We start from the raw sequence: 16226 nt of genomic DNA on the forward strand, positions 1-16226 counted from the left end.
CCCTTCCGCTAAAAAGGCGGTGCCAGATAGCTTCGAAGGTGAAGACGACGTTCATGCGTCGTCTTTCTGCTTCGGGAGCGTGACGGAGGAGGCGCGGTAATTCTTTGTGACTTTAGGAAGCGTGGGGGGCCCGAAGTATGAACTTTCGCCAATGCCTGGAGGTGGCAGGCCGCGACAGGAATATTGCATGCTGTCGTTCTTGAATATTTGACATAACTATATCGCAAAAAGAATGTTTTTCTGTAGTTACTACTTTTCTTACTTGATCGGAGTGATGCTCCTCTTTTGGCTATGTAGTTCTTTCTTCGATCAGTGCTCCGAAGTGCCTGAGGCGGAGGAACCGGCTATGATGGAGAGGTGCAGGCGGCCGGATGATCGCTGCTCCTCGCGCTTCGGTGTCGAGGAGGGGAGGAAAGTCCGAACTCCGCAGGGCAGTGTGCCGGATAACGTCCGGGACGCGAGCGTGAAGGCTCGTGGACGGCAAGTGCAACAGAAAGCAAACCGCCATCTTGTGCAAACAAGAGGGTAAGGGTGAAAGGGTGGGGTAAGAGCCCACCGCGTCGGCAGTAATGCAGGCGGCACGGTAAACCCCACACGGAGCAAGACCAAATAGGCAGGGAGATCGAGGCCACTCTTCAAGGCGCGATCACGTGGCGGCCCGTCACGTCCAGGCGAAGAGACGTCGCAAGACGAGCCGGAACCTGCGGGTAGGTTGCTTGAGCCAGTCAGTAATGGCTGGCCTAGAGGAATGATCGTCTAAAACAAAATTCGGCTTACGGGCCGCCTGCACAGTTACTAAAATGGACTTAGGTAACTTTTACCGTGTTACTCGATTTCCAGATGGTTTCAACGGGTGGGTGCGTTGGTGCCGCGGCTGGAATATAACGAAAATAGTATGTTTTTGTTGGCTGGAAAGATGAAGCCGTCGCGTAGAATCGCGGTAATTATGTTCCTTTCCATGCTGCAAATTTCCAGGCGAACGCTTGTTCCGTTGCTTGCCCTCGGTCTGTCCGTCTTTGTGGTTACGGGCTGCGGTATCGGTCCCGTGACAACGTCTGTGCCTGAGCAGTCGCTGAGTCTGCAGGGGCATGTGCATGGTGGAAACCAGCCTGTGTCGGGCTCTACGATTCAACTGTTTGAGGCGGGATCGACGGGAAATGCGTCGCAGGCTACGAACATTCTGACCTCGCCGGTGAGCACGGATGCGTATGGGGCCTTTCAGCTTACGGGGAAGTACAGCTGCGCGAGCAGCACCGACCAGATGTATCTGACGGCGACGCAGGGGAACCCGGGGCTGGGCTCTGGCGGCAACAATCCGGCGCTGGTGATGATGGCGGTGCTGGGTGACTGCGGCGCGTTGAATGCGAACACCTTCATCAATGTGAACGAAGTGACTACGGTAGCAGCAGCGTATGCTCTGGCACCGTTTGCGGGCGACTATGACCATATTGGCGCTTCGTCCACGAACCTGACCGGACTGCGGAACGCGATGCTGAATGTACAGCTGCTGGCGTCCACTGCGACGGGGCTTGTGCCGACGACGTTGCTTTCTACGCAGGTGATTGAGAGCGGCAAGCTTTATGCGCTGGCAGATGCGCTGGTGACATGTGTGAACTCGGATGGTGGAGCTGGCTGCACGCAGTTGTTTACGGCAGCAACGCCGTCGGGTGCGGCGACGCCGACGACGGTGTGGGGCGCGGTGATGAACATCGTGAAAAATCCCGGCAGCAATGTGGGAGATGTCTTCGACATTATTCCGCCGCAGGTGCAGTTTCCCACGACTCTGACGCAGGCGCCGAACGACTGGACGATGACGTTGACGGTATCTAATACGGGCTTTCTTTCGCCAACCGGGGTGGGCATCGATTCACAGGGTTATGTGTGGGCGGCAGGTTACAACGGGCAGGTTGCGGGCTTTACTCCGCAGGGCGTGCCGTTGACGGGCTCTCCCTACACGGCGAGCAACTTCTACGAAGCGTTCGCGCTTGCCATTGATCCCTCGGACAATGTGTGGACGGTATCGGAAGAACTCCCGGCGCATGGTTCGACGAAGGGGAGCGTTCTGAAGTTTGCGGGGGCGCAGTCGTCCTCGCCGGGAACGTTGCTTGCGCAGAGTTCCGATGCGAACCTCGACTTTCCTGAGTCCATTGCGGCCGATACGAATGGTTGGATCGATGTCGGTAACTATGCGAACGCTACGGTCACGATTCTGAATAGTGATGCGTCGACGCTCTACGCGGCGCTTGGTAGCGGAGTGTCTCCGGCAGCAATCTACCCTGTAGGGATTATTCCGGATGCAAATCACAATGTCTGGGTCGCGAACCAGTCAAGCTCGTTTGCTACGCATCTGAGCCTGGATAACACCGTGTTGTCGCAGCCAAGTTGCTGCGCGGGTACGGATGGAGTTGCAGAGGACGGCGCTGGGAATGTGTGGCTGTCGAACTTCTGGAACGGTTCGTTGAGTGAAGTTGCGCAGGATGGCACCGTGCTGGTTCGGCAGGCTGCTTCCGGTGGCCTGGTATCTCCGGCGGGGCTTACGGCGGATGCGGCGGGCAATGTGTGGGTGGCGAACTTCCACGGAAACTCCATATCGGGCATACACGGCAGCATGGACACAACGTACACGGCGGGTACGGGAATTTCTCCGTCCACTGGGTTCGGTCTGGATGCGTCTCTGGATCAACCGTTTTCGACAGCGGTGGATGCAAGTGGCAATGTCTGGGTATCGAACGAATATGCGAGTACCCTGGTGATGTTCTTTGGTCTGGCAACGCCAACGAAGACACCGCTGCTTTCGTATCGCACGGCGCCGTAGACGCTGTTCAACGCAGGATGAGATCGAGGCTGACCAGTTACTGGTCAGCCTCGATTTTTTATTGGCCTACATCGCTTCTTTGAGGCCCAGGCGAATGAGCCATGCGTTCATGGGCAGGCTCGTGGCGAAACCGCAGATCATGGCGGCCTGCATGGAGAGCCAGAAGCGCGGATCGAAGGCAGTGATACCAGGGATGAGTTTGCTGTGTGCCCAGGCCATCCACGCGTACATACCAATCTGGAAGGCGAGGATGGAGAGCGTGTCGGCCTTCATGGCGGCGACGATCACCTGTGCGGTGGAGAGTTCCTGTCTCATGGGGCGGATGGCGAAGTACTGGAACGCGATGCCGATGACCCATGCGGCGATGAAGTCGAGCGTAAAGCTGGTGAGCAGGGCAGAGCCGAAGAGGACAAGGCCTGTGGAGGCGAGGGCGAACTCGGAGAGGACGTCGGCGACGGTGCAGCCTGCGCCGCAGTGCGATGTCCCGGTGGCAACGGAGGCGAACGTGAGCTTTGGTTTGGCACCATGTGAAGGCATCTGCATTTCGCTGTGGTCCTGCCTGTGGCTGTGGGCGCGCTTGCGGCCGAGCAGGAAGTAGGCAGGCAGAGCCAGAACGCTGAAGTACAGCGCGGTGAGCGGCCAGACGATGTTCATCACTCCCATTGGCTGCGGGTGGCGGAACTCATCGAACGCAATGATGGCCGCGGAGAGTACGGCGAGCGAAAGAGAGATCCACGCGAGCGTAATCATGTGCATACCTTTGGTGTGATGCATACGAAGGCCGAGAGAGGTGCGTCTAATGGGCAGAGATGCTGAAGCGCTGCATGATCGTAGTCGCGATGCTGATGTCTGGTTGTGCTGACGTTTCTGCACAACATCGACCGGCCGCGCCGTTTGTGCTGCAGACGCACCGCATGGACGTGGATGTGGATGGCGCTCCGCGAGCCTATGGGCCGCCGGGGCTGGCGACGCTCGATACGTTTGAGGATGCCCACGCGCAGCGGCGCAAACACGCGCCGATTGTGGGCTATCTGACGGAGCATGGGGAGCCGGTGGTGCAGGGGCCGAAGGATCCAGCGCCAGGCTTTTATGTTTCGCAGACGACGTTTGAGGATGAGACGCGCGCCGAGCATGACCCGACGCGGTATGTCGATGCAACGCGTATCAGCTACGTCGTTTTAGGCGATGAAGCTCGTCGGCGCGGCGCGAGGATCGGCGACTTTGTTGCGGTGTATTCACGACGCAAGAAGACGTGCGCGTATGGCGTTGTAGGGGATGCGGGGAACCCGTCGGGCGATGAAGGGTCGTTACATTTACTGCGGTCGCTGGGCTATGCGTTTCATGATGGGCGTAATGAGTCGGTGGAGGGGCGGGATATTCTGATCCGCTTTTATCCGCGATCGAATGCGAAGAGCGTATTCTTTCGCCAGCAGTCGATGCTGGATGCAGCGGCGAAGAAACGCGGTGTGAGCTGCGACTTCTCGGCGGTCATTGCATCGAAGAGGTAATCGCCCGTTGTGTTGGCGCGGAGCGTTCGTATACATCGTTGATCTTGTCATTGTTGCCTGCACGCTATGGGCGTGTGCTGAAGGCACGGAACCGACGCAAGGAGAATCCTACTCATGGAATATCGTCAACTTGGCCGCTCTGGCCTTACCGTTCCCGAACTCTGCTTTGGTACAGGAACGTTTGGTGGAAGCAATGAGTTCTTCAAGGCATGGGGAACGACGCAGGACAAAGAGGCCGCGCGGCTGATCGATGTCTGCATGGAAGCGGGTTGCAACTTCTTCGATACCGCGGATGGCTACTCGGAAGGCAACAGCGAGATTGTTCTGGGGAAGGCGATCTCGCATTTGAACCGCGAGGATGTGCTGATCTCGACGAAGGCAACGTTCCGCCAGGGACCGCAGTTGAACAACGTGGGTAGCTCGCGCTATCACCTGGTGCAGTCGCTGGAGAAGTCGTTGAAGCGGCTGAATACGGATTACGTGGATGTGTATCACATGCATGCGTTCGATGCGTTGACGCCGCCGGATGAGATGCTTTCGACGCTGGACAACTTTGTGAAGTCGGGGAAGGTCCGCTACATTGCGTGCTCGAATTACTCGGGCTGGCACCTGATGAAGTCGTTGAGCGTGAGCGAGCGTTATGGCTGGTCGAAGTATGTCGGGCACCAGGTGTACTACTCGCTTGTAGGCCGCGATTATGAGTGGGAGTTGATGCCGTTGGCGCAGGCTGAAGGTGTGGGCGCGCTGGTGTGGTCGCCGCTTGGCTGGGGACGTTTGACGGGCAAGATTCGTCGCGGACAGCCGCTGCCAGAGGGTAGCCGCCTGCAGAGCAAGATGGCGCATGACGCAGGTCCGACGCCGGACTGGGAACTGGTCTATCGTGTGGTGGATGCGCTGGACGAAGTGGCGAAGGAGACGGGCAAGACGGTTCCACAGATTGCGCTGAACTGGCTGCTTGGGAAGCCGACGATCTCGACGCTGATCATTGGTGCTCGCAATGAGGACCAGTTGAAGGCGAACCTTGCCTCGGTGGGCTGGAAGCTGACGCCGGAGCAAACGGAGAAGCTCGATGTGGCGAGCCGCGTGCCGTTGGCGTATCCGTATTGGCACCAGGTGCAGCTGAAGGAGCGGAATCCGTTTCCGGTGGAGCAGGTGTTGGTTTAAAGGGAGTAGGAAGTAGGGCGAGGCGAGGCTCAAAAGCCTCGCCTCTTTGTTTTGCTTGCTTGAAAAGGTGAGATGGTCAGTATCTTCTATCTCTGCGGTGGATACCACACCAGACCTCGGGGCCTGAAGGCCTGAAGATTTGCAGTCTAACGGCAGGGCTGAAGCCCTGCCCTACCGGTTGTGCCTTTCCGTGTTTCCCCTTGCCTAGCCTTTCCGTGGTTTCCGCCGTCTAGCCTTCGTGCAGATTCTTGCCGTGGTTCTCCGGGCCAAAGATCATGAGGACGAAGAGGGCGGTGATTACCGTGAGCTCGAAGCCTGCGAGTGCCCAGGAATAGCCGAAGTGTTCGCGCAGGAAGTTTTGTAGCGGGGATACCGGCGATGAGAGCAGAACGCCGAGTTGGTAGACGAAGCCTGCGAAGAGGCCGCGGATCGCGCTTGGCGAGAGCTCGTTCAGATGGGCAGGGATGACGCCGAACGCGCCTTGTACGCCAGCCTGCATCAGGATGGCTCCAAGGGTGATCGCGAAGACCGTTCCGCCAAACGCCCAGGAGTGCATCGCGAGCAAGCAGAGTACGAGCGCGACCATGATGCCGTAGCGGCGGCCGATGCGTTGCGAGAGCTGCCCGATGATGAGCGCGCCGACGATCGCGCCGAGGTTGTAGAGGACAGGGATGCCGAGCGAGGCCTTCATCCCCATGAGCGTCATGCCGTGCATGAAGGGCAGCGTGCGCAGGAAGTCGGGGTAGAGGTCCTGCGTGCCGTGCGAGAGCGAGGTCATGCAGGCCATGAGGAGGAGCAGGTAGGTGAAGCGTTTGCCGTTGCTTGCCAGTGCGCGGAAGATATGGCCCATCGAAGGCATCTTCGTGCGTTCCCAGGCGTTGGACTCCGGCGCGAAGAGCGTGAGCAGCACGATGAGCGCGGCGAGGACTGTGCCGACGAAGAACATGGCGTGCCAGCCAAAGCTCGGTGCGACGAACTGCATGGCTAAGGCGGCCAGCAGGTAGCCGGAAGGGTAACCTGCCTGCATGAGGCCGCTGAGGACGCCGCGTTTGGCGCGTGGGGCTGACTCCATGGCGTAGGACGCGCCGATGCCCCAGTAGCCGCCCATGCCGATGCCGTAAAGGCAGCGGCAGAGGAGGAAGAGCACGTAGGTGGGCGCGAGGCCGGAGCAGACGGTGATGGCGGAGAAGTAGATGACGCAGGCGATGAGCGGGCGTTTGCGACCGAACTTGTCGGCCAGCGCGCCGAAGAGCAGTGCCCCGACGGGACGCATGGCGAGCGTGAGTGTCATGGTCCAGAGGATGGCGCCTTTGGAGACGCCGTAGCGGGCCATGAGTTCGGGGAAGAGGAAAACGACGACGAAGAAGTCGAAGGCGTCGAGAATCCAGCCGAGGATGCCGGAGGCGACGGCGAAGGGCCAGCCGGGGGTGGTGATTTCAGGAGCGTTCGAGTCGTCGGCGAGATGCATGTGCGGAAGGGTATCGCATGGATGCAACGATGCGCAGCAGGAAAGCTTTAGAGCGAAACGTAGCTGGAGGCATCCCCGAACGGCGTAGTGTGAGTCTGAAGATCAGAAGGACGCTTTAGGATGTTGTGAAAGCGGAATCATCCTTTGCACGTGTTTTGCAGTCGTTAGCTCGCAAGCTCTGCACCCTTGTTGTGTCGACCTGTTTGTGTCGAAATGGACCGCGGCCTCTAACAGGCGCCTGTACCGTGGTCTTTCGTAATAAAAGCGCCGAGGCTTTCTTGATGGAATTTCATATTCGCCGGGATTTGCGTGACAGGCTTGCGCTGGACGACGTGTTGTTTGGCTATACGGGCAATGTAGTGTTTGCCAACGTTGCCGCGAGCCGCAAGCTGGCGCAGCAACTGAACACGGTGCGCGATGCGGAGAATGATCCTGACCGGCTGGTGAACGCGGGTGCTCTGTTTGCAATGGGGCTGATCGATGAGTTGAACCACGCGCTGATTGCGAAGTACCGGCGTGAGATGGACCCGCAGGTGTTGCGCGATGCGCTGGTGTGGCTGGCGGGCAAGATCGAAAAGACGTCTTCGCAGTCGCTGGAGAGGCTGCTGCTGAAGTTTACGGAGATCTTTCCGGGCGTCAGTGTGTATCGCGGCGAGCAGACGGCGGCGGAGTGGTTGAGCAAGGCCACGGAAGGAATGCCGAACCGTGAAGCGGCGCTCGAAGAGTTGCTGCTGCTCTGGCTGGCGAATCAGAATCCGGCGCTGAAGAGCTTCAAAGAGCTGTTTGCGGACGGCGATCTAGGGCAGGGCACGGCGTATACGCAGGTGACGGGTGGGTTCCCGGATTACTTCAAGACGCGCCCACCGGTGGCGGCGGAGCTGGGTTCCCTGCTGGATGTGCTGCGCGCGCCGATGCTGGCTTCGCCGGAGTCGCTGACAGGGCAGTTGGATTACATCCGCACGCATTGGTCGGATGTGCTGGGCGCGGATTTGAAGCGCGTGCTGCTGGCGATCGACACGCTGCGCGAAGAGGACATCGCGATCTGGATGCGGTTCAACCCGGCCAAGCCGGATTGGTATCGGCATGGTGCTCCGGGGCGTGGTGGTGAGGGCTTCGTTGGAGATGAGTACGTTGGCTTTGAAGACGAGTGGACGACGGATGCGCAGGGGCGGCGGGTGCGTCGCTACGCCGCCGGGTACCAGGCTCCGCTGAATGAGTACGAGGCGTTCTCGGCTGACCAGGCGTGGATGCCGAACGTGGTGATGATGGCGAAGAGCACCTATGTGTGGCTCGAGCAGCTATCGAAGAAGTACGGTCGGCATATTCATCGGCTGGACCATGTGCCGGAGGAAGAGCTGGCACTGATGGCCGATCAGGGCATCACGTCGTTGTGGCTGATTGGCCTGTGGGAGCGTTCGATTGCTTCGCGCACGATCAAGCATCTGCGTGGGCACACGGACGCGGTGGCGTCGGCGTACTCGCTGAAGGACTACACGATTGCGGGTGATCTGGGTGGCTATGAAGCGTACGAGCGGTTGAAGCAGGCTGCGGCGCGGCATCGGATTCGGCTGGCGAGCGACATGGTGCCAAACCACATGGGCATCGATTCACCGTGGGTGATTGAGAACCCGGAGGCGTTTCTCTATCGTTGGGAGTCGCCGTATCCGAGCTACAGCTTCAACGGGCCGGACCTTTCGACGGACTCGCGCGTGGAGATCAAGCTCGAAGACCACTACTACGACCAGTCCGACGCGGCGGTTGTGTTTCGGATTCATCACCATGGTGATGGCGCGACGCGGTATATGTACCACGGCAACGATGGCACAACGTTTGCGTGGAACGATACGGCGCAGTTGGACTACTCGAAGGCCTGGGTGCGCGAGCAGGTGATGCAGACGATTCTGCATGTGGCTCGCATGTTCCCGATCATTCGCTTCGACGCCGCGATGGTGTTGGCGAAGCGACATGTGCAGCGGCTGTGGTTCCCACTGCCGGGTGCGGGTGGGTCGATTCCTTCGCGTGCTGAGAGTGCGATGAGCGACGAAGAGTTCAACGCTCTGATGCCGCATGAGTTCTGGCGCGAGGTGGTGGACCGCGTCGCGGTGGAAGTGCCCGGAACTCTGCTGCTGGCGGAAGCGTTCTGGATGCTCGAAGGCTACTTTGTGCGCACGCTGGGGATGCATCGTGTGTACAACTCGGCGTTCATGAACATGCTGCGCGATGAAGAGAACGCGAAGTATCGCAGCTATCTGAAGAAGACGATTGAGTTCGATCCGGACATTCTGAAGCGGTATGTGAACTTCATGTCGAATCCGGATGAGCGCACGACGATCGACCAGTTTGGATCGGGCGACAAGTGCTTTGGTGTGGCGACGTTGATGTCCACGCTGCCGGGGTTGCCGATGTTTGGGCACGGGCAGATTGAAGGCTATGGCGAGCGCTATGGCATGGAGTTCAAGCAGGCCAAGATGGACGAGCGGCCGAATGAAGGGCTGGTCGCGCGACACCAGGCAGAGATTGCGCCACTGCTGAAGAAGCGTTACATCTTCGCGGAGAGCGCGAACTTTGTACTGTATGACTTCTGGGGCGATAACGGCGCGGTGGACGAGAACGTCTTTGCGTACTCAAACAATTTTTATGGTGAGCGGTCGCTGATTTTTTACAACAACAGCTATGGTTCGCGACGCGGAACGATTCACAACTCGGCAGCGTCAATGGATAAGGGGTCGGGGCAGTTGCGACAGCGGTCGCTGGCGGATGGGCTGGCGTTGCCATGGGACGATGCGTTGTTTGTGGCGTATCGCGATCATACGAACGGCCTGGAGTACATCCGCCGTGCCAATGATTTTCATCGCAATGGTATGACGCTGGATCTGCGCGGCTATCAGTATGCCGTGTTGCTGGATTGGCGTGAGCTGCGGTCGACGGCGGAGTATCCGTGGGAGCCGCTGTGCGATTCGCTGAACGGTGCGGGCGTGTACTCGCTGGATGAGTCGCTGAAGCGGCTGCGGCTGCGGCCGTTGCATGAGGCGATGCGTGCGGTGCTGGCTCCGACGGAGCTTGAAGCACTGGGGATGCTGGCAGAAGAAGAGTGCGCGAAGCCGATGAGCGGTGAGTTAGAGAAGGATGTTCGTGTGGTGGCGTTTGCTGCGCGCGCTAAGGCGTTCTTCGAGCAGGTGAAGGTGTATCTGCCGGGCGCAAGTGTGGCGAAGGGCGAGAGCTGTGAGGCCTTGCTGGCTGCGGCATTACGTTTGCCGACGCTGGAGCGCGGCTTCTCGACGGCGTGGCCGAGCGTGACGCGTAAGGTAGTGCCTTCGGAAGAGCGCAGCGTGCTCGCATGGGCACCGGTTCTGGCATGGGTGCTGCTGCATAGTGCTCCGCTGGGGGCAAGCCCTGTGGTGGCGTTCGATTCGCTGGGGCTGCGAGAGGCGTTGGCTGAGGTATTCACCGCAGTTGGGCTGGAAGGTGAACGCGTCTGGCAGGCGGCGGCGATGGTTCGGTTGCTCCTTGCGACGAAAGCCAATGCGGTTGCAAGCGAGACGTTCTGGCAGGATGGCGATGTGCGTTGGCTGGTCGGTGCGAATGAGCACGACGGCGTGACGTATGTGAACCAGGAGCGCTTTGAAGAAGTCTTGTGCTGGCTTGCTGTGCCAGAGCTTGTTGCTGGACAGGTCGCCGCTGCGGAGACGTTTGTTACCGGTGCGGCAAAGGCGATGAACGCCGCTGGCTACGACGCCAAGGCGTTCCTGCGAGGGGAGGCTGTGGCTGTGCCGGTGACGTCGGTTGCGAAGAAAGCGGTTGCGAAATCAGCGGCGAAGAAGGCTCCGGCAAAGCGTTCGACGAAGGTGGCTTCAACAGACGTTGGGACGACGAGCGAAGACCCAAAGGCAGAGACGCTCGCAGCGAAGAAGCCTGCGGCGAAGAAGACCGCAACGAAGAAAAGCGTGGCAAAGAAAGCTGCCGTGAAGAAGCCGAAGACGAGTTAGGGCGGATGCTTTCGCTGAAGAAATGGAACGGGGCGCAGCATATTGCTGCGCCCCGCTCCATTTCTCGGTCGAGGGTTAGTTGATTTCGAAGACAGCGTAGACCGTGGCTGAGGTTTCGATCTGACGCGGGTTGATCGCGAGTGGAGCGGGGGCTGCGGCGAAGGAGCGACTGGCCATTGCGAGGTTCATGACCTTGGGCATCGGACGAACGGGCTCGGCGTCGACAGAGTTGTTGGCATAGAGCAGCACGCCGAGTTTTACGTTGAGGCCGGTCGCCATCGCTTCGGCTTGCGAGTGCGCTTGCTGCAAGGCCTTTGTGGCGGCTGCGGCCTGCGCCGCGTTTGGGTCGCGGAGGCTCCAGTCGATGCTGCCACCTTCGTTGGCCCCTGCCTTGGTAGCGAGATCGAGCACGCGGGCCCCATCGTCGGCTTTGGCGCGCACGGTCCAGCTTTGGGTGACCTGCCAGGCGCGGGCGAGCTTCTCGGTGGGAGAGAGTTTTTCCAGTTGGTAGGGCTGTGTTTCGGCTACCTGCTGGTTCGCGCTTTCGATGTCTGCGGAAGCGACACCGGCCTTCTTCAGCGCGTCGATGATGGCGTTTGAGGTGCGCGAGGCGCTGGCGTAGGCGGCGTCCTTGTCCGGGCCGTAGGCGATGAAGCCGATGTGGACGGTGGCGACGTCGGCCATCTGCATGACTTTCGCCGTGGAGTTGATGGCGATGGAGCGTGTGGTGCGGTCGAGCTTGAACTCCGGCTGTTGCGCGGCGAGCGGAAGCGCGACGGCGACTGAGAGTGCGATGGTGGCGAGTGTGGCGCGGAGTGTCTGCGTGAGCTTCATGGGGTTAGTCCTCCCGGCTCGCTTTTTCAAGAATGTTGGCGAGCGTTTGCTTGTGCTTCGGTTGCTGAGACTCTTTGTCGCGGGTGTTGGGAAGCACGCGTTCGGAGGGCGGGGTGCCGAGTCGTTCGCGGGCGTTGGCCTTTACAGCTTTGACCGCGGTAAATTGTGCGGGACGTTTGCGTTTCGCCATAGCGTGCTTGAGGGTATCGCGAATTGTGTTGAGGCGACAGGCGTATTCTGGGTTCGACGAAGAGAAGAGGGCCTGCTCGCATGGATGAACGCGGATTTTTTGACGAAAAGCTGATGCCCAAGAACCATGTGCTGACCTGTCCGCACTGCCTGCAGCAGGAGGAGTACCAGGTGACGTGGCTGGTTCGGCGCAAGCGCCAGCAGCCACCGCAGGGGGCAGATTCCGAGACGATGGCGAAGTTTCGGAAGGCGCAAAGCTACATGGTGCGGCGTGATGACGTGATCGGCTGCAAGAATGTGCGCTGTCGTAAGCGCTTTGAAATCGAAGGGATACAGTCCGTGGCCTACATGCAGGAGGCTGCGACGGGGACCGTGGAAGACCGTGCGGCGAGGCTGAAGGCCGCGTTCGGCCGACGGAACGCCGGGGGCTGAGCGGGGGAACCACGATAGTAAACATCCGGATGAAGTGCTGGTTGAAGTGTTAGGGAAGAGTAAACAGCGTTTCGGTCCGGGCCGGTGAGTGTGGTGTAATGGAGAGGTCGAGGCTGCGCCGAGCGCGTGCCTCATTCGAACGCACAGGAGCATTTGCAGACCGATGGCCAATCTGAACATTCCCGCCGAAGAGCGCAACCTGGTCCCCGCAGAAGTGGCGCAGCTTGATCGTCGCCGCCGTCGCGGACAGCTTCTGCTGGTGATGGGCTTCCAGTTCGCACTGGTTACCATCTTCCTGACGCTGTGGAGCGGACAGGATCTGACGTACTCGCCGGGCTGGGTTCACCCGATGTTTTATTGGAACTGCATCGTAGGGATTGCGTCGGCGACGTGCCTGATCTCGGGCATCAAAATGCGCCGCGGCCTTCCGGAGTTCTTCAGCTACTAAGCCGCAGGAGGCGTTTGCCTCTGAAGCTTCAAGAAAAGCTCGCCCTCACTCCGGCGGGCTTTTGTTTTACAGAAATTGCGACTTTCTCCAGCCACGGAACGTCTGTGTCTGGAACGAGCTTTTTATTTCTATGCAGCGATATCTCTTTCAGCAGGGCGAACTTCGGACGCCGCAGCCCATGTGGCTACGGTGCCTGACGATGTTTGCGCTGGTGATGATCGCTGTCATTGGTACGGTGCAGGCTGTACATATCCACGGCGATCTGTTGCCACACGCCAAGGCGGAGCTTCATGCTCCGGCGCTTTCGTCGCAGATGCTTGGCGGCGAAGAGCGCTGCCCGTTGTGCGTGGGTATGCACATGACGATGCCGACTCGCGCTATCCAGTACATGGTGGTGGAGTTGCTGGCACCGACGCTGCTGGTGGAGCAGGCGACGATTCGCCGCGCGACGCTGTGGCATTCTGCGTGGTGGAGTCGGCCTCCACCTGTGCAGGCAAGCTAACGCTTCAACGAAGGGTTCTATATAGACATCAAGCCGTTGCGTTTTGCAACGACGTGGTGGTGCACCCTTTGCTTCACGCAGTTCCTGCGCGGTCGTTTGCCGACGCCATGAATGCTGCTCGCGTTTTCTCTTTTTGCCCGTACATAGTGAGGCTTTCCATGCATCTTCCTTCGCAGAAGACGATCTTTCGTATCGTCTCCGCAATGTTTCTTTTCTTCATCGCCATCGTTGGCGTCCAGGCGCAGGGCAACTCCGGCAGCCTGAACGGAACGGTTGTGGACCCGAGCGGCGCAGTTGTTCCCGGCGCGACCGTTACGTTGCAAAACACTGTTACCGGCTACTCCCGCAAGACGACCTCGGATGCTTCGGGCTCGTTCCTGCTGACGAACATCCCGTTCAACTCCTACATCGTGTTGGCGAAGGAAGCGGGCTTTTCTGCTGGCCGCGAAGAGGTGCAGATCAACTCGGCCGTGCCGAAGTCGTTGAAGGTAACGCTGCTGGTGGCATCGGACACGACGACCGTAACGGTGGACGCACCGGTGGATCTGGTGGAGAACGATCCTCACTTCCACACGGACATCGATCGCTCGATGCTGGAGCGTATGCCGATTGAAAGCGCGACGTCTGGTTTGAGCGCGATTGTGACGCAGGCGTCGCCGGGTGTGGCTGCGGATTCAAACGGCCTGATGCACGGGCTTGGCGACCATGCTGAGAACTCGTTTTCGATTGATGGACAGCCGATTACGGACCAGCAGAGCAAGGTGTTCTCGAACCAGGTTCCGGCAGCGGCGATTCAGTCGCTGGAAGTGATTGGTGGTGCGCCTCCCGCAGAGTACGGCGATAAGACATCGCTGGTTGTGAAGGCAACGACGCGCTCGGGACAGGGTGTTACCACGCCAACCGGTAGTGCAACGCTGGGCTATGGTTCGTTCGGTTCCAGCAGTGCGGCGTTCGATGTGTCTTACGGCGGCAAGAAGTGGGGCGAGTTCTTTGCGGTGGACGGTCAGCAGACCGGACGCTTCCTGGATGCGCCAGAGTTTGCCGTGATGCACGACAAGGGCAACGAAGCGAACGTCTTCGATCGCTACGACTACCAGTTCAATAACAACGACTCTATCCACATCAACTTCCAGTACACGCGCTCGTGGTTCCAGACGCCGAACTCGTTTGCAAATCTGAATGTGCTGGATGCGAATGGTAACAACGTAGGCGACACGGATCAGAAGTCCAAGATCGGCACGATCAACTTCTCGCCGACGTGGACGCATGTGATCAACAACGATAGCGTGTTCAACCTGGGTGTGTATGTCCGTCGTGACTCGTACAACTACTACGGCAGCAAGAACCCGTTGGCGGATTATGCCGAGGACCAGCAGCAGGAGGCCGTAAATCAGGCTCGCTCGTTGCTGAACTGGGGGACGCATGGCGATGTCTCCTATGTGCACGGTGTTCACAATGCGAAGATCGGCGTGTCGTATACACAGACCTTGCTGGATGAGCACGACAACCTCGGCATCGTTGATCCGACGTTGAATGATCCGACGAGCTCGACGTATAACCCCGACCTTGCGGGCTATGACCTTACGCGTGGTGGAGGGTTTTACAACTGGAACGGCCACACGGTCGTAAAGCAGTTCGCGGCCTATGCTCAGGACGCGATCACGCTGCGCGACTGGCAGTTCAACTTCGGCATTCGTGGCGATGTGTACAACGGCCTGACGATTCAGCGTATGCCTGAGCCGCGCGCGGGCTTGTCGTACACGTTCAAGAAGTCCGGCACGGTGCTGCGTGCAAGCTATGCGCGTACGCAGGAGACACCGTTCAACGAGAACCTTGTGTTGTCGTCGAAGGGCTGCGCCGATCCGGTGATCTACGGCATCTTCCAGACGATCAGCGGTTGCAACTCTCAGAGCGTGACACCGTTCAACCCTGGCTTCCGCAACGAGTTCCACGCAGGTCTGCAGCAGGCTATCGGCAGGCACTTTGTGATGAACGCCGAGTACATCTGGAAGTACACGCACAACGCGTATGACTTCAGTGTGCTGGGTGCGACGCCGATTACGTTCCCGATCGAATGGCACAACTCGAAGATCCCGGGCGTTGCTCTTTCGGCAACTCTCACGGATGTGAAGGGTATCAGTGTTCGCTTCAACGCTTCGAGCGTGGCTGCGCGCTTCTTCAACCCGCAGATCGGTGGCGTGGGTGCAACGCCGGTGAGCACGAACGTGGGCATCTCCAATGGCTTTGCTCCGTTCCGCATCGACCATGATGAGAAGTTCAACCAGACGACGAATATCCAATACAACATGCCGTTCCGCAAGAGCCTTTGGTACTCCATGAACTGGAAGTACGATTCGGGTCTGGTGGCTGGCGCAACACCTTGCTACAACCCCAACGGCGTGAACACGGACTGCGATCCGTCGACGGCGATTACGATCAATGGCCAGCCGGGCATTGATCTGAGCGGGCTTTCGGCTGATCAGCAGTTCCAGGCTGGGCTGTCGTGCAATGGTGTTGCGGCTACACCGACACAAGGCATCATGACGAACGGTCTGGCGCAGTGCCCGGTGGCTGAGTTGAAGTCGTCGCTGCTGAAGCTGCCGGCGATCAACACGGAGGATGCGGACCACAATCCTTCGCGTGTGCAGTCGCGCAACCTCTTTGACATGGCGCTGGGCGATGACGATATCGCTCACTTCGGCAAGGGCGCGCGCTACAAGATTGCAGGGCACGTTACTGCGATCAATGTCACGAACAAGTATGCGCTGTACAACTTCCTCTCAACGTTCTCGGGCACGCACTACGTGACACCGCGAACGGTGACGGGTGAGTTGTCACTCCGCTTCTAACGCTGAGAGAACACCAACAACAAAGCCCGCC

12 protein-coding genes and 1 other RNA gene are annotated in these 16226 nt (G+C 59.3%); 9 read left to right on the plus strand and 4 right to left on the minus strand.

The window, feature by feature from the left end:
- Nucleotides 1–359: 359 nt before the first annotated feature.
- Both rnpB and PW792_02590 read left to right on the plus strand, forming a co-directional pair.
- An RNA gene (gene rnpB / locus PW792_02585) (RNase P RNA component class A) lies at nucleotides 360–792 on the plus strand.
- A gap of 103 nt (nucleotides 793–895) precedes the next feature.
- Nucleotides 896–2815 (plus strand): hypothetical protein, encoded by a 1920-nt coding sequence (locus tag PW792_02590; protein ID MDE1160815.1) that lies wholly within the window; start codon nucleotides 896–898, stop codon nucleotides 2813–2815.
- 66 nt (nucleotides 2816–2881) lie between these two features.
- Here the strand turns inward: PW792_02590 and PW792_02595 are convergent, their stop codons facing one another.
- Entirely contained in the window at nucleotides 2882–3565 is a 684-nt protein-coding gene (locus tag PW792_02595) for a DUF4396 domain-containing protein (protein MDE1160816.1), read from the minus strand.
- Between the two features lie 74 nt (nucleotides 3566–3639).
- Here PW792_02595 and PW792_02600 point away from each other — a divergent pair, with 74 nt between their 5' ends.
- Both PW792_02600 and PW792_02605 read left to right on the plus strand, forming a co-directional pair.
- Nucleotides 3640–4323 (plus strand): glycoside hydrolase family 75 protein, encoded by a 684-nt coding sequence (locus PW792_02600; protein ID MDE1160817.1) that lies wholly within the window; start codon nucleotides 3640–3642, stop codon nucleotides 4321–4323.
- A gap of 114 nt (nucleotides 4324–4437) precedes the next feature.
- The gene (locus tag PW792_02605; protein ID MDE1160818.1) at nucleotides 4438–5487 is read left to right on the plus strand and encodes an aldo/keto reductase; all 1050 of its coding nucleotides are present in this window, start codon (nucleotides 4438–4440) and stop codon (nucleotides 5485–5487) included.
- 229 nt (nucleotides 5488–5716) lie between these two features.
- On the opposite strand, the gene PW792_02610 is transcribed toward PW792_02605, so the two are convergent.
- Nucleotides 5717–6955 (minus strand): MFS transporter, encoded by a 1239-nt coding sequence (locus PW792_02610; GenBank protein MDE1160819.1) that lies wholly within the window; start codon nucleotides 6953–6955, stop codon nucleotides 5717–5719.
- Nucleotides 6956–7236: 281 nt separating this feature from the next.
- On the opposite strand from PW792_02610, the gene PW792_02615 reads away from it, so the two are divergent.
- Entirely contained in the window at nucleotides 7237–10941 is a 3705-nt protein-coding gene (locus PW792_02615; protein ID MDE1160820.1) for an alpha-amylase family glycosyl hydrolase, read from the plus strand.
- A gap of 75 nt (nucleotides 10942–11016) precedes the next feature.
- Here the strand turns inward: PW792_02615 and PW792_02620 are convergent, their stop codons facing one another.
- Nucleotides 11017–11775 carry an SIMPL domain-containing protein gene (locus PW792_02620; GenBank protein MDE1160821.1) on the minus strand — a complete coding sequence of 253 codons (759 nt, stop codon included), beginning with the start codon at nucleotides 11773–11775 and terminating at the stop codon, nucleotides 11017–11019.
- A gap of 4 nt (nucleotides 11776–11779) precedes the next feature.
- The gene (locus PW792_02625; protein MDE1160822.1) at nucleotides 11780–11965 is read right to left on the minus strand and encodes a hypothetical protein; all 186 of its coding nucleotides are present in this window, start codon (nucleotides 11963–11965) and stop codon (nucleotides 11780–11782) included.
- Nucleotides 11966–12045: 80 nt separating this feature from the next.
- Between PW792_02625 and PW792_02630 the strand changes: the two genes are divergently transcribed.
- The 4 genes from PW792_02630 (at nucleotide 12046) to PW792_02645 (ending at nucleotide 16195) form a co-directional block, all read left to right on the plus strand.
- The gene (locus tag PW792_02630) at nucleotides 12046–12396 is read left to right on the plus strand and encodes a hypothetical protein (protein ID MDE1160823.1); all 351 of its coding nucleotides are present in this window, start codon (nucleotides 12046–12048) and stop codon (nucleotides 12394–12396) included.
- Nucleotides 12397–12559: 163 nt separating this feature from the next.
- Nucleotides 12560–12844, plus strand: a complete 285-nt coding sequence (locus tag PW792_02635) for a hypothetical protein (GenBank protein MDE1160824.1) — start codon at nucleotides 12560–12562, stop codon at nucleotides 12842–12844.
- Nucleotides 12845–12974: 130 nt separating this feature from the next.
- Nucleotides 12975–13346 (plus strand): hypothetical protein, encoded by a 372-nt coding sequence (locus PW792_02640; GenBank protein ID MDE1160825.1) that lies wholly within the window; start codon nucleotides 12975–12977, stop codon nucleotides 13344–13346.
- Nucleotides 13347–13504: 158 nt separating this feature from the next.
- A complete protein-coding gene (locus PW792_02645) occupies nucleotides 13505–16195 on the plus strand; it encodes a TonB-dependent receptor (GenBank protein MDE1160826.1) in 2691 nt (896 codons plus the stop codon).
- Nucleotides 16196–16226 lie beyond the last annotated feature (31 nt).

The organism is Acidobacteriaceae bacterium, from assembly GCA_028283655.1.
In the GTDB taxonomy this organism is placed as follows: Bacteria; Acidobacteriota; Terriglobia; order Terriglobales; family Acidobacteriaceae; genus Granulicella.